This is a genomic window from Fibrobacter sp. UWP2 (assembly GCF_900141705.1).
Taxonomy (GTDB): domain Bacteria; phylum Fibrobacterota; class Fibrobacteria; order Fibrobacterales; family Fibrobacteraceae; genus Fibrobacter.
The window spans coordinates 165,145-178,864 of the sequence record NZ_FQYM01000001.1 but is presented as its reverse complement, the minus strand read 5'-3'; the positions used below and the strand labels follow the sequence as shown (position 1 = coordinate 178,864).

11 protein-coding genes are annotated in these 13,720 nt (G+C 54.6%); 9 read left to right on the top strand and 2 right to left on the bottom strand.

What is annotated here, in order from left to right; all coding sequences use genetic code 11:
• Genes BUB55_RS00770 through BUB55_RS00735 form a run of 8 tightly spaced genes read left to right on the top strand, consistent with a single transcriptional unit; the run spans position 1 to position 6,255 of the window.
• Positions 1–1,002: a hypothetical protein gene (locus BUB55_RS00770; RefSeq protein ID WP_073187319.1), complete on the top strand. Its 1,002-nt coding sequence runs from the start codon at positions 1–3 to the stop codon at positions 1,000–1,002.
• Entirely contained in the window at positions 999–1,952 is a 954-nt protein-coding gene (locus BUB55_RS00765; protein ID WP_073187317.1) for an asparaginase, read from the top strand. The genes BUB55_RS00770 and BUB55_RS00765 overlap by 4 nt, the downstream gene beginning before the upstream one ends.
• 5 nt (positions 1,953–1,957) lie before the next feature.
• The gene (dtd, locus tag BUB55_RS00760; protein WP_073187315.1) at positions 1,958–2,395 is read left to right on the top strand and encodes a D-aminoacyl-tRNA deacylase; all 438 of its coding nucleotides are present in this window, start codon (positions 1,958–1,960) and stop codon (positions 2,393–2,395) included.
• An 8-nt stretch (positions 2,396–2,403) separates the two neighbouring features.
• The gene (locus BUB55_RS00755; RefSeq protein ID WP_234971740.1) at positions 2,404–3,264 is read left to right on the top strand and encodes a hypothetical protein; all 861 of its coding nucleotides are present in this window, start codon (positions 2,404–2,406) and stop codon (positions 3,262–3,264) included.
• 52 nt (positions 3,265–3,316) lie between these two features.
• On the top strand, positions 3,317–4,171 hold the full coding sequence (gene asd, locus BUB55_RS00750; RefSeq protein ID WP_073187311.1) for an archaetidylserine decarboxylase: 855 nt from the start codon (positions 3,317–3,319) through the stop codon (positions 4,169–4,171).
• 4 nt (positions 4,172–4,175) lie between these two features.
• Positions 4,176–5,021, top strand: a complete 846-nt coding sequence (locus BUB55_RS00745; RefSeq protein ID WP_073187309.1) for a hypothetical protein — start codon at positions 4,176–4,178, stop codon at positions 5,019–5,021.
• 11 nt (positions 5,022–5,032) lie between these two features.
• Positions 5,033–5,881, top strand: a complete 849-nt coding sequence (locus BUB55_RS00740; protein ID WP_234971739.1) for a hypothetical protein — start codon at positions 5,033–5,035, stop codon at positions 5,879–5,881.
• Positions 5,882–5,919: 38 nt separating this feature from the next.
• On the top strand, positions 5,920–6,255 hold the full coding sequence (locus BUB55_RS00735) for a GerW family sporulation protein (protein WP_073187719.1): 336 nt from the start codon (positions 5,920–5,922) through the stop codon (positions 6,253–6,255).
• Positions 6,256–6,377: 122 nt separating this feature from the next.
• On the opposite strand, the gene serC is transcribed toward BUB55_RS00735, so the two are convergent.
• Positions 6,378–7,484, bottom strand: coding sequence for a 3-phosphoserine/phosphohydroxythreonine transaminase (gene serC / locus BUB55_RS00730; RefSeq protein WP_073187305.1), 1,107 nt, complete (start codon positions 7,482–7,484; stop codon positions 6,378–6,380).
• Positions 7,485–7,722: 238 nt separating this feature from the next.
• On the opposite strand from serC, the gene BUB55_RS00725 reads away from it, so the two are divergent.
• Positions 7,723–13,011, top strand: a complete 5,289-nt coding sequence (locus BUB55_RS00725) for a cellulase family glycosylhydrolase (protein ID WP_073187304.1) — start codon at positions 7,723–7,725, stop codon at positions 13,009–13,011.
• A gap of 106 nt (positions 13,012–13,117) precedes the next feature.
• On the opposite strand, the gene BUB55_RS00720 is transcribed toward BUB55_RS00725, so the two are convergent.
• Positions 13,118–13,642, bottom strand: coding sequence for a hypothetical protein (locus tag BUB55_RS00720; RefSeq protein WP_073187302.1), 525 nt, complete (start codon positions 13,640–13,642; stop codon positions 13,118–13,120).
• Positions 13,643–13,720: the final 78 nt, after the last annotated feature.

Here is a 13,720-nt window from a genome sequence, read left to right as displayed (position 1 = left end):
ATGAAACAGATTGCCCGCGTTGTTCTTTGCCTTGTTTTGGTGCTCGTTGGGGCCCGCCTTTGGGTAAAACAACGGGCTCAAGACGAGGCGTTCAATAGGCACGAGTCCCTGATTGCCGAAGCGACGGAATGCGTTGAAACGGGTGAGTGGAATTGCGCCGAAAAAAGCATCCGTGCGCTTTTGCAAGAATCCCCCGATGACGAGAACTTGCAAACCCACCTGGCGGGGATCTTGTTTGAACAGGAACGCTATGATGAGTGCCGCGCCTACATTGCCGGGCTCAAATTCAGCAACGAAGAGACCAAGTATTTTGACGGGAAGGCCGCGTCGCTTATTCGTGAAATGGCGGAACTTGGTATTGAACGTTCCATGCACTTTCGCGTCGAGTTCGAGGGGCGGCCGAGCCGAGCCGATGTGATGGAAGCGCTCGCCGTTTTGGAAGTCGCCTACGATTCGCTGACGCACCTTTTTGATTTTAGACCCGATAATAAAATGCACTTGGTGCTGTACCAGTCGGCAGAGTACCAAGGCATGGACAACCGCCCCGACTGGGTGGGCGCGCTTTTTGATGGCAAGCTGCGCGTGCCTGTGAACATGATGAAATACCCCGAAATCTACCGCCCGATTTTGTTCCACGAGTTGACCCACGCCTTTGTGCGCGCCATGACCCGCAAAAACATCCCGCTGTGGCTCAACGAAGGCATTGCGCAGGTGGTGGACGCCTCGCGCAACGGCGAACCGCGCCCGGCAGGACCGGAGCCGAGTATAACGGCGCTCACGGAACCCTTTGTGAAGGAGTCCAGGACCGATGTCGCCGTCAAGCTGTACTGGTATTCGCAAAGGATGGTCGAGGAACTGCTAAAGCGGGACCCCAAGAGCGCCTCTGCCGATTTTAGCACGTTTCGCGATTGCATCCGGGACATTCGCAAACTGGGTGTTGACGAATCGTTGCGCAAGTATTACGGTGTGACCACCGCACAGTTGCTGGAGGCGGTCAAGTGAAGAAAGTTGTTGTTTTGGCGACCGGCGGGACCATTGCCGGTGCGGGCGAACCCGGAAAAAACGTGGGCTACAAGTCCGGCGCGATTGAGGCGGCGGACTTGGTGGCGGCTGTCCCGGGGCTTGCGCAGGTGGCGCAGGTGAGCGTGGAGCAGGTTTGCAACATCAACTCGGACGACGTGACCTCGGCGATTTGGCTGCGGCTATTGTCGCGTATAAAAGAGCTGGCGGTAAAGCCCGATGTGGACGGCGTCGTGATTATGCACGGCACCGACACCATGGAAGAGACTGCGTGCTTTTTGGCGTTGACCCTTGATGTGCAAAAGCCGGTGGTGCTTACGGGCGCCATGAGGCCGGCGACGGCTGCCGAACCCGACGGCCCGACGAATTTGCTTTTGGCGGTGAAAGTCGCAGTAGGCGGCGTGGCAGCGGTCGCGGGCGGCACTGCGAGTGGCGGGCGTGTCCTGCTCGCTTTTGCGGGCAAGGTGATGGATGGCCTCTCTGCGCAAAAAATCCACGCCAATGCGCTTGACGCTTTTGTCGGGATGCCTGTGGGCGTTGGCGCGTTACCGCATTTTGAATTGGATGGCGTTGCGGAACTCCCGAAGGTGGCCGTCCTCTATTTTAATGCCGAGGCCGACCCGGCACAGGTTGCCTTTGCCGCAGGGCGTTCCGAGGGCATCGTCGTCGCGGGTGCCGGGGCGGGCGAGTTCAGCGAAGCCTGGATTGCCGAAATCAAAAAGTGTGTAAGTGGCCCTGGCAAGCGTGTTCCCGTGGTGGTCTCGACGCGCATCAGTAACGGCGAAGTCGTGCCCGAGCAACTATTGGTTCCTGGTACGGTTGCGGCATACGCACTCCCTCCGGCAAAGGCGGCGGTCCTTTTGCGGCTCGCCTTGACCCAAACGCAAAATCCTGGTTCAATCCAAAAGTTCTTTAAAAAATTTGTGGTATAAGAAAGATGAAATTCTTGATTCAACGCGTCACCAAGGCGCAGGTCGATATTGACGGTCAGACCGTGGGTAAAATCGACGGCAAAGGTTTTTTGGTGCTTATTGGTGTGGGTGAGGGCGACACCAAAGAAGTGGCAGACCGCATGATCCGCAAAATGATCGCCCTCCGCATTTTTGCCGACGAAAACGGCAAGACGAACCTCTCGATAATCGATGTGAAAGGCTCGCTCCTTTTGGTTTCGCAGTTTACACTTTACGCCGATTGCCACAAGGGAAACCGCCCTACGTTCAATAATGCGGGGAACCCGGCGCTTGCCGAAGAACTGTACAACTACATTGTTGCCGAGTGCAAAAAGGAAGTGGCTGTGGTGGAAACCGGCAAATTCGGCGCCGACATGCAGGTGAGCCTTGTGAATGACGGACCTTTTACAATAATGTTGGAATAGGAGTGGATATGAAATTTTTGTCGATGAAATATTGCTTTAGGTCTGTGGCGCTTGCCGTGGCGGCCGTTTTGCTGATTTCGTGTGCAGGGGCTCGCGATGCCGAAAACGGCGGCTCCGGTGGAGGTAATGATATGGCCGATACGGGCTGTGACGAATGCGGGACGCAGGGCGAAATCGAACTCAAGATTACCGACGAAAAGTTTTACCGCGAGTGGAACCAGGTGGCGTACGGCCGCATGGATTCGACCGCGGTGGTAGGCGTACTCCCTGCCTTGAAGGTGGTGGCGAAACGCCCCGAGAGCTGCAAGATGTGCCACAGCTTTAGTGCCGACGCCCTGGACTTTGACTTGGCACGCATCGAGGACTCGCTCTTTGTGCGGGCGTTTCCCAAGATGCGGCGGGAACTGATGCTCCCCGGCATGCGCCTCCCGGAGGCCGATTCCAGCTATCTGGATACTTTATCTGTAAAGTTCCTGAAGTCGGAATTTGCCGATGGAATCAAGCTGGAGAACGTGGCTCCGTGGGTGGAACGCAACGGGATCGAGCAGACCTTTGCCCGCGAAGTTCCCGCAAAGCTTAAGGATCTGCTGAACGGCATCGCTAGCCGCTATGAATTGCGCTACCTCACGATTCCCGTGTATCTGGAAGTCGAGATGATTCCAGACCTGGGCAAGAGCGGCGGGTACAAGTGGAAAATCGCCTGGAGCCTGTGGGACGCCCGCTATGGTGAGCTCGTGTTCCTCACGTACTCCGAGTTTACGGCGGTCACCACGAGCCGTGTCGCTCCCGAAAAAGAATGGGCGACGCCCTTTGCCCCGCGCTTGTGGAAAATGTTTAACACCGACCTGACCAAACTTGAAAGCCATTAATTAGAGTCTAGTAACTAATAACTCGACACTTCACATTTCTATATTTCCCCTTATGAATACACCCTTTTACGTCTTTATGAAACTCCTGCCGAAGAATGCCGCGAGTCGTGCCTTCGGTGCAGTTACGCGTCTTCGCCTCCCGGTGTTTAGCAAGGTCGCGAGGAACATCTTTGCGAAGCATTACAAGCTCAATATGGATGAGGCGGAATTCCCGCTGGAGCATTACGCAAATATCGGTGAACTTTTTATCCGTAGACTAAAACCGGGGACGCGCCCCGTAGCCGACGCCGAAATCGTCAGCCCTGTGGATGGAGTGCTCTCGCAGACGGGGACTTTTGACGGCAAGCAGGAAATGATCCAGGCGAAGGGCAAGACCTACCTTTTGAAGGACTTGCTCCGTAACGAAGAAATGGCGAAACACTTTGACGGCGGCGCCTTTGCGACGATATACCTCGCCCCGTTCAACTACCACCGCATCCATAGTCCCGTGAAAGGGGAACTGGTGGACGCGAGCTATTGCCCGGGCACTCTTTGGCCGGTGAATGTGGGCAGCGTGGAACGCATCGAGGGTCTTTTTTGCATCAACGAACGCCTCACGAGCCGCATCCGCCTTGAAGACGATTCTGAAATCCTTGTGGTGAAGGTGGGCGCAACGAACGTGGGTCGCATCGGCGTCGTGTACAGTACCGACCTTTTGACCAACGCCGGGATAATCGCCCGCAACGAAAAGCGCCTGGACTGGGAAACCACCGAGAAGGTGACCTTCGAGAAGGGCGGTGAATTGGGCCGCTTCGAGATGGGCAGCACCGTGATTCTCGTGGTCGATAAAAAGATCCGCGAGCGCCATCCCGAAATTTTCAAGGCGTGTGTCGGCAAGCCTGTAAAGGTGGGCGAGGCCCTCTGCTAACCTTATGGTCTCGGTAAAGCGATTTGTGCAAGACGAGCCTGCGCTGTTCAAGGCGTCGCAGGAGTTCGTTTGCCTTTTCGCGAGCTCGCCGGACCCGATTGTGCATGTCGTTTGCAAGGCGAAGGCGGTTCCGCCGACAGTGCGCATTGCCTGGATGCTTTTGGGGACGGTCCTCTTTCAAAACCGCAGCTACCCCGAGATCGTTGCGCTCCTCACGGCGCTCTACAAAAAATTTCCCGCCGAAAAACTATGGACGCTTCCGGTGCCTGGCGGCAAGGAAATCGAGGCGGTGGTCGAGGAAACATTTGGTTCCCGTAACTGGAACCTGTTCGAGAACGTGGCTGGCATCTTTTGGAGCGTGGGCATGTTCGTGCGGCACCACCCTGATTTGGAGGCGTGGGCGCGGGAACGCACCCCGGAGGAAATGTGGCGCGACCTGGGCGAAATCTACTTTATGGGAAAGTCGAACCCGCGACCCAAGGCAAGCGCCGCCGTCTACCGCTTACTCGCACCGGCCCCGCTTGGGCTCGGCATCGCCTGCCGCAGTGCAAAGCGCATGCCGCCGCTCCCCTTGACTATGGGGGCACGCCGGTTCCTCGCCATTTTGGGACCTGCAAAGGAAGGAGGCTTTGCGGACCTGAACCCCGAAGAAAAGCAGAAGTTGGCGAACAAGTACTTTGTGGCGCTTGCGCCCGAGAACCCGTACCTGGGCGCCCACTCGCTCCAGTTTTTTTTGGAGCAGGGGAGCGAGGACTTTATTTGCCGCCAGCACACCAAGCATTGCATCAAGTGCCCGCTATATGAATTTTGCGGCTACGCGGAACACCACGACAAGGCGGGCCTATGCTAAATTTAAACTGTATGTTCCAGAGTCGTTTGCCTTTGTTCGTGTGCCGCTCTATGGCGCTGTTCCTTTGCGGCCTGCTTTGTGCGTGCAACGAAAAGCCGGAACCGCAAATGAACCCCCGCGAACTCTTGTACAAGAATGTGTTCCCCATGCAGGTCCTGGTCAAGGAGAACCCTTCCGACGAGAACATCGCGGCGCTCGTGAAGCGGGTGGACCTTCGTTACCCCATGATGTTGGGCGACACCCTGGACGTTTGCATTCTAGAATTCAAGGGCGACGTCTATGCGCTGGACTATTACATGAACAGCGGTCGTTTCCAGGGGATTGTGCCGATTTTGCGCGGCTCTTACTTGGAGCAGAGCATTCGCTCGGATAAACGCATCTTCATCTTCCGCCACGACAGTTTCCGCCGTTACGAGCGAAGCGACCTGGAAAACTACGTACGTAGCGTGCCGGGCTACCATGGCGGGTTCCCGCAGGAGTTTTTGAGCCTCCCGTTCGAGCATCGCGAGGCCGGCCGTACATCCATCCAGACAAAGGACTTTTTGGGAGTCCAGTCGTACTTCCCGGTGCTGGTGCAGAGCTATCGCGACGCCGATACGCATTGGAATGTGGCCCGCAGCTGGGAGCAGGTTGAGGATTCCGTCTACAACCTGTGGGCGGCGCAGCTCCGGCGGGCGGAACCGCGCGGGGCTTTCAAGAACGTCGAAAACGTCTATTTTAAGGCGGGCGAGGGCGTGAACGGCATGGCGACGCGGCTTCCCGGTGGCCGGGTGGCAGTTGTTTGGGGCTACCTGGACTGGTTTGACTTGGAACGCAAGTTCTTTGTTGCCTCCGACCGCATTTACGAAGCCAGGTATTAATGGTTGTGATGCATACCTTTTTTTATTATATTAAAGTCATGGCTATCGAAAAATTTGCAGAAACTCTTTTGGAAAAGCTCCGCTTCATCACGCAGGCGGAGACGGTTATCGGTCAACCTATCCAGGCGGGCTCGGCTACGGTCGTTCCCGTGAGCCGCGTCTCTGTGGGCTTCGGTCTCGGCGGGCATGCCGGCAAGGGCGAACTCACCGCTTCTGGCGGCGGCGCCTCCGTGGAACCGGTGGCTTTTCTCTACATCAACGGTGAAGATGTACGCATCATGCCCATCAGCAAGGACAGCTCGCTTGTCGGGAAGGTCATGGATATCGTTCCCGACGTGGTGAACAAGTTCAGCAAGAAGACTGCCGCAGAATAAGTGCAGCCTTTCTTTCACGTTCTTTTATATGTCATTCCCGCCTTGTGCGGGCTTCTTCTTTATCAAAAAAGCCTCCGCTTTTGCGGAGGCCTTTTAAAATCAATCGCGTGTTGCGCGGTTAATTAGCCGAGCACCTTCTTTTCGAAGTCGCCGAGGCAGTCGACGAGGGCCTGCACGCCTTCGACCGGCATCGCGTTGTAGATGGATGCGCGGAAGCCGCCGACGGAGCGGTGACCCTTGAGCTGCTGGAGACCACGGGCCTTAGCGAATTCGAGGAATTCCTTAGCGAGATCGTCAGCCTTGTCTGCGGCAACCACGTCCTTGTTGAACACGAACGGAACGTTCATGATGGAGCGGTCTTCCTTAGCAGCGGTACCGACGAACACCTTGGAGTTGTCGAGGGCGCTGTAAAGGAGAGCGGCCTTGGAACGGTTCACCTTTTCGATAGCATCCACGCCACCGAATTCCTTGAGCCACTTGAGGGTGCGGTTCATCACGTACACGGCGAATACCGGAGGAGTGTTGAACATGTTGGCAGCGTCAATGTGAGTCTGGAAGTTGAGCATGGTCGGGATGGTGCGGTTCACCTTACCGAGGAGGCCCTTCTTGATGATGGTAACAGTCACGCCAGCGCAGCTGATGTTCTTCTGGGCGCCACCGTACACAACGCCGAAGTCGGACACGTTGATCTTGCGGGCGAGGAAGTCGGAGCTCACGTCAGCCATGAGGAAGCCGGACTTCGGCTTCGGGAAGTTGTGCCATTCCGTACCGTAGATGGTGTTGTTGGCGGTAACGTGGAGGTAGGTCGCGTTGTCGCTGAGCTTCAGGTTCTTGTCGATGCGGCTGTAGGTTTCGGACTTGGTGTCGCAAGCGGCGAGAGCGTTACCGAACTGCTTAGCTTCCTTGTAAGCCTTGTTTGCCCAAACGCCAGTCAGAGCGTAGTCGGCCGTAGCGTCCTGGTCCAAGAAGTTCATCGGGAGCATGCAGAACAAAAGGGAGCAGCCACCACCGAGGAAAACGATGTCGTAGTCTTCAGGGATGCCCATCAGTTCACGGAGGTACTGTTCCGTCTGGGCGAACATGTTTTCGATCGGCTTTGAACGGTGACTCATGGAGAGAATGCTGATGCCGCTGTTTTCGAAGTCGATGCATGCAGCAGATGCTTCCTTGAGTGCCGGTTCCGGCAGGACGGACGGGCCTGCGCTAAAGTTATAGACCTTGTTTGCCATGGTTGTGTTCCTTTTTTAAGGTTGGACCTTATTCAATTTTGCGTTGCCAAATCTAGAAAAATAATACCCAAGTGGCAATTTTCTTTGAAAAATGAGGGTCTAGGCAAAATACGCCCAAAAAAGTCGGTAAATAAATTTTTCAAAAACGGCGGGGCGATTTCCCAATGTTGTAATTATATTTGTAATAAATAAACAGTATGGAGTTACTATGGCCAGACACACTTTTCCCCAAATTATCATGCTTGGCCTGTTGGCGCTAGGCATTGGACTTGCTTCGGCGCAAACACTAACCATTATCCCCAAGCGCGTAGGCCCCGTGAGCCAGTACGGCCAGTTGCAGGCGGGTAAGGATAACGCTCAAAACGGTCGGATTTACGGCAGCTGCAGGCATTTCCGTTCTAGCGGCCACGAGGTGCAGGTCAAGGGCATGAGCCTTTTCTGGAGTTGTGCTGCAAATCAGCAGCGGTACTGGAAAAAGGATATCATTACGGGACTTGTGGAACGGCAGAATATCCAGCTGATTCGCGCTGCCATGGCGGTAGACGACATGGGCGAGTGGGCCGATGGTCACTATTTTACAAAGCCCGATTTCTACCAGGCCATGCTGGATGAGGCCGTAGAAGCGGCCGTCGAAAATGACATTTACGTGATTATTGACTTCCATTCCCATGTGGCGGCGGACAGTGTCGAGAACGCGAAGTCCTTTTTCAGGATTCAGGCAGAAAAATGGGGCAAATATGACAACGTGATTTTCGAGGTGTTCAACGAGCCGATTTGCACTTCGGGTTCCGTTGGTGACAATAGCGATTGTAGCGAATATGGCGGGTTCATTGGCATGGACGGTATCAAAACCTATGCCGACCAGGTGGTTTCGGTGATCCGCGAGTATTCCGACAACCTGATTATCGTAGGGACGCCGATGTGGGACCAGTACCCGCATGCGGTGGTTGATTATCCGGTTGAGGACCCTCTAGAAAATGACAATATCGCCTATGCGTTCCATTTTTATGCGGGGCGTGACGATGGCACGGCGGCTCATGAGTTTTCTTTGACCTCTAATGCGAATTTCGCAATGCAAAGGGGCCTGTCGGTTTTCGTGAGCGAATGGGGTACGGTCGGCTACAATGGTGGCGGTGTGCCGAGTACCACGTTGAATCCGCAGTGGCAAGCTTGGATGAATTCCCGGAAAATTTCTTCGGCAAACTGGAATGTCGGGAAAAGCGACGATCCCAGCAGTGAATCCGGTTCTGAATACTTTGGATTCAATTTCGATCCCGACAACGCTCCCGATAATTGGACTTATTCCCGCAGTGGCCAGTGGGTCAACGCAAACGTCTTTAACGATTTGCCCGCCACTTACACGGCCTGCGACGACTATGTACCTGCTTCCAGTAGCAGCAGTGGCGGAATCAGTAGTTCCAGTGGTGGGTCTGGAATATACACGCTCATGCCGGTTTACGATTATGCCTACGCTGGTGGTGGGTGGACCGTTGCGAACCCGGAAGGTGAATGGGGGACAGAGGCAACCGTTTATGACCAAGAACTGGGCGATTATTTCTGGGGCTTGAAAAATGTGTCCACGGGAACGGAGGACGGTTATGCCGGTGTAAGCATGAACGTGTTCGATTTGAGCGGATGCCGGACTCTATCGTACAAGTATATCGGTATTGCGCACAACCTGACTTTTGCCAATACTCCTGATGGCGCTGACGTGACAGCGGAATGGTCCATCTCCGGTAGTGACACATGGACGACTCACACGTTCAATATGGCATCGCTATCTGGAATCGATTTGGATAATGCTCTGGATATCAAGTGGCAGGTTCCTGGTGGTGAAAACGGAAACCTCTACGTCAAAGAAATCCAGTGTGTATTGGATGGAGGTTCCAGCAGTTCCAGCGTCGGTGAGGAAAGTAGTTCCAGCGTTGAATTGCCCATAGTGGCAGAACCCACCACCAATACGGAACTGTTTGACGACTTCGAGGATGGGGACTACCGTCCGCTGTGGGGTGATATTGGAAACTTCTGGAACGAAACGGATGAAATTGGCGGTGGCGCTTCGATGGCGGAATTGTCCATTGTAAAGGGAAACAATTCTTCCCATGCTTTGCAGATGACCTACTCCCTGGATGTGGGTACGTACCCATGGGGCCCTCCCTATGCATCGATTTCTACCAACGACTTCATGGACTTGAACCTTTCGCAGTGTTCGGAGGTTCGCTACGATTACAAGGGTGCTGCCCACAGTTTCCGAGTGAAAGTTAGTGAGACAATGAACAACTTGCTCGACATGGGCTGGGGATTCCCCACTTTCGTGGTGGGCGATTCTAGCGCATCGTGGCAGACCGTGACAATCCCTGTTGCCAGTTTGAGACAGCAATGGACGGGCAATAGCGGCAACTGGGTGGATATAGAAACGATCCTCCCGTATGTTAACGGATTTGACTGGCGAATTGACGGTAAAGATGTGGACGATGTATCCAGTGGCACTCTTGCCATCGACAACATTCGTTGCATTGGCCTTGCCGAAACCCCGTACTACACTGTAACATTCAAGAATGGCGATGAAGACTATGAAGTAAAGAGCTGGGCTGCAGGTTCCAATGTGCCCGACCCGGCCGGGGTGCCCGCCAAGGCGGCCGATGCCCAGTACACCTATGTTTTCGACTATTGGACATGGTACGAGAATGAATGGGGGTATCCGACAAGGCTCGTTGTCGGTGAAGCCACTTACGAGGCCGTTTATACTGAAATTACGAATGCCTATACCGTTACCTTCTTGTTGGACGATGGCGAAACGGTTTATGGACAAGTGGAAGGTGTGGAATACGGCACTCCTGTTTTGAGTGTTGCGCCTCCAGATCCGGCCAAGGAAGCCGATTCGCAGTTTACCTATAGGTTCAACAGCTGGGATCCCGCGATTACTGGCGAGACGGTTGTGACGGGTGACGTTTCCTACACGGCGAACTTTACGACGTCCACGAACTTGTATTCCGTCACTTTTGTCGACGATGATGATACTCCGTTAAAGGGTGCTGTGGAATATCCTTATGGCACTCCGGTTGACCAGATTGATGTTCCCGTTGTCGGCGATAAGGGCTCGCTAAAGTTTGCTGGCTGGGAACCGGGACTTGCTCCGGTCACTAGGAACGTGATTTACAAGGCGCTCTATACAGACAAGATTGTCATCACTTGGAAGGATGACGACGGTTCTGTGTTGCGCCTGGATTATGTTGATGATGGCGATATGCCGTACTATGGCGAAGATCCCGCAAAGGATCCCACGGCTGAATACACTTATACCTTCGACAAGTGGACTCCCGCGGTGGTTGCCGCTACGGAGAATGCGACCTATACGGCCTCGTATACAAGCGTGAAGAACAAGTACGACGTGACATTTGTGGCCGAGCATAACCCCGATGCGAACATCACTGTTTCCAAGGAGTACGGAGAAGCGGTCGCATCGTTTGCTCCGCAGGTCGATGGCGCCGTGACCGCCGAATACACCTATGAATTTGACGGCTGGACCCCCGCCATTACCGACGAAACTGTCGTAACGGGTGAAGCCACTTACACGGCCAAGTACAAACAGGTCAAGAACAAGTATGAGGTTTCCTTCGTTGGCGATGACGGAGTCAAGGGACTTCCGGCGGCTCGGCTTGTGGACTATGGCACGGAAATCGCAACTCTTATCCCGTCTACAGATCCGTACAAAGATCAGACTGTGGCAAAGACCTACGAATTTGACAGGTGGGTGGTCAAGGTTTCCGATACCGAGGATATGGAACTGGCCGAAGGTGCGGTCCTTGTTGCCGGTATGACCCTCAAGGCTGTGTTCAAGGAATTTGATCGCAGGTATGTAATTACCTTCGTGGATTACGATGACACTCCGCGTTGGGGTGGCGGAACCCTTTATACTTACGGTACGGCTGCCGCCGACATTGTCAAACCCGACGACCCCTCTAGGGACCCTGACGACGAGTTCAGCTACACCTTTGCGGGCTGGACCCCCACCGTTACGGCTGTGACGGGCGAGCAGATTTACAAGGCTGCCTATACGCAGACGGCTTTAGTGGGCACCACGTATACAGTCGCTTTCACAGGTGATGCGGATGTTACGGGTATTCCCTCCAGCATGACTGTGGAAGAAGGAACCCTGGTTTCGACCTTGCTGCCTTCCGCGAATCCCGGCAAGCCGCAGACGGATGAATTCACCTACACGTTCAACAAGTGGGTAGTGGTGAACGGAACTTCCGAGACGGATTTGTCCGCCGGTGCCACGGTGACTGGCGACCTGACGCTGAAAGCGGTGTTTACGTCCGTCACCCGCACTTACTCAGTGACCTTTGCCAGCGAAGTCGGTGTGACGGGACTCCCAGCTGCCGCGACGGTCGAATATGGTGTAGCGGTTTCGACCTTGCTGCCTTCCACGAATCCCGGCAAGCCGCAGACGGATGAATTCACCTACACGTTCAACAAGTGGGTAGTGGTGAACGGAACTTCCGAGACGGATTTGTCCGCCGGTGCCACGGTGACTGGCGACCTGACGCTGAAAGCGGTGTTTACGTCCGTCACCCGCACTTATTCAGTGACCTTTGCCAGCGAAGTCGGTGTGACGGGACTCCCAGCTGCCGCGACGGTTGAATATGGCGTAGCGGTTTCGACTTTGCTGCCTTCCACGAATCCCGACAAGACACAGACGGATGAATTCACCTACACGTTCAACAAGTGGGTAGTGGTGAACGGAACTTCCGAGACGGATTTGTCCGCAGGTGCCACGGTGACTGGCGACCTGACGCTGAAAGCGGTGTTTACTGCAACCGTGCGCCGTTACGAAGTGGTGTTCCTGGATTACGATAACCGCCCGCTCACGGATCAAACATCCTATGCCTACGGTACGCCTGCGACCGATATCACTCCTGAGGCCCCCACCAGGGAAAACGACGCACAATACTCCTACACTTTCGCGGGCTGGAGTCCCGCCGTTACGATGGTGACGGGTGAGGCTACTTACACGGCAACCTATACGTCCACGGCACTGCCGGCAAGCTCCAGTTCAGAGGAACCTGAATCTAGCAGCAGCGTGAAACCTGTGGAATCTTCCAGCAGTGATACACCGGTTGTATCTAGCTCTAGCGAAAAGCCTGTTGCCTCCAGCAGCAGCGAGACTCCCGTTGTGTCAAGCAGCTCCAAGACGGAAAAACTATCTAGCAGTTCTGCTGACAAGACGAAGTCTAGCTCCAGCAAGGACGACAAATCCAGCAGCAGTGGCAAGGCCGACGGATTCTATCCGACGGTGGTAGGCGTGAACATGTTCTTTGCCCACAACGAGCTGACGGTTACCGTACCGCAAGCGTCGGAAGTGAAGGTCCTGGTGTTCGACATGCAGGGGCTCCTGCAGGAACATTACGTGGGCTACTCCGCCGGAGACCATGTGGTATCCCTCGGACATCTGAACAAGGGCGTCTACATTGTGCGGGTGGCAAGCGGGAGCGCCGTGAAGACCCAGCAGGTAATGATAAAGTAGGGCTTGGTTTCCTACAACTTCAAACAAAATCCCGGCCTTTTCGGCCGGGAGTTTTTCTGTAGGTGAGTTTGATCTGTAGGCACGAAGTGTCGTTCTTTAGTCTAACTTACACTCCGAGGGCCTCGATGGCCGACTTGTACTTTTTGAGCCTGAACTTGGTCTTTAGCTCCCGCCGTTCTTGACGGTGGATGTACTTGTCTTCGAGTAGCACGTTGAGGATTGCCGATTTGGCCTTGGCGGCAATCGGGTCGGTCTTGAGGGTCGTCACGAAGTTCACGAATTCCTTTTCGCGGGCTTCGTAGGTGGCCTCCTCGGCGGGTACGCCCTGGGCCATGAGCTTGCAGCTGTATTCGTCGATCCAGCTCTGGTTCTTGTGGTAGGTCATCTTCTGGATGCGTTCGACCATATCTGCCGGTACGCCCATGGCAATGACTTCTTCGGGAGTCTTCTTAGTGGAAGCCGTGGTGATGTCTTGCAAAATGGCGAGCGTCTGGACCTCTTCGGGTTCGCCCTTCTCCTTAAGGTAGTCGGCGACGTTCTGTAAAAAGTCAATGTAGGGACCACCGGCCTTGTCTGTCTGGCCCTTGTGGACTTCAGATGCAATCTTGTATGCGTCAGCGTAAGAAATCATGTTTGTCCTTTATTAGACTCCTGTATACACGGGAGAGGTTCACTCTCTCAATATAGATAATATGAAAAACAAAAAGTG

Excerpts from the sequence above, each read along its gene's own strand:
- asd (WP_073187311.1), top strand. The coding sequence starts at position 3,317 with ATGAATACACCCTTTTACGTCTTTATGAAACTCCTGCCGAAGAATGCC.
- BUB55_RS00735 (WP_073187719.1), top strand. The coding sequence starts at position 5,920 with ATGGCTATCGAAAAATTTGCAGAAACTCTTTTGGAAAAGCTCCGCTTC.
- BUB55_RS00740 (WP_234971739.1), top strand. The coding sequence starts at position 5,033 with ATGTTCCAGAGTCGTTTGCCTTTGTTCGTGTGCCGCTCTATGGCGCTG.
- BUB55_RS00725 (WP_073187304.1), top strand. The coding sequence starts at position 7,723 with ATGCTTGGCCTGTTGGCGCTAGGCATTGGACTTGCTTCGGCGCAAACA.
- serC (WP_073187305.1), bottom strand. The coding sequence starts at position 7,484 with ATGGCAAACAAGGTCTATAACTTTAGCGCAGGCCCGTCCGTCCTGCCG.
- BUB55_RS00755 (WP_234971740.1), top strand. The coding sequence starts at position 2,404 with ATGAAATTTTTGTCGATGAAATATTGCTTTAGGTCTGTGGCGCTTGCC.
- dtd (WP_073187315.1), top strand. The coding sequence starts at position 1,958 with ATGAAATTCTTGATTCAACGCGTCACCAAGGCGCAGGTCGATATTGAC.
- BUB55_RS00770 (WP_073187319.1), top strand. The coding sequence starts at position 1 with ATGAAACAGATTGCCCGCGTTGTTCTTTGCCTTGTTTTGGTGCTCGTT.
- BUB55_RS00720 (WP_073187302.1), bottom strand. The coding sequence starts at position 13,642 with ATGATTTCTTACGCTGACGCATACAAGATTGCATCTGAAGTCCACAAG.
- BUB55_RS00745 (WP_073187309.1), top strand. The coding sequence starts at position 4,176 with ATGGTCTCGGTAAAGCGATTTGTGCAAGACGAGCCTGCGCTGTTCAAG.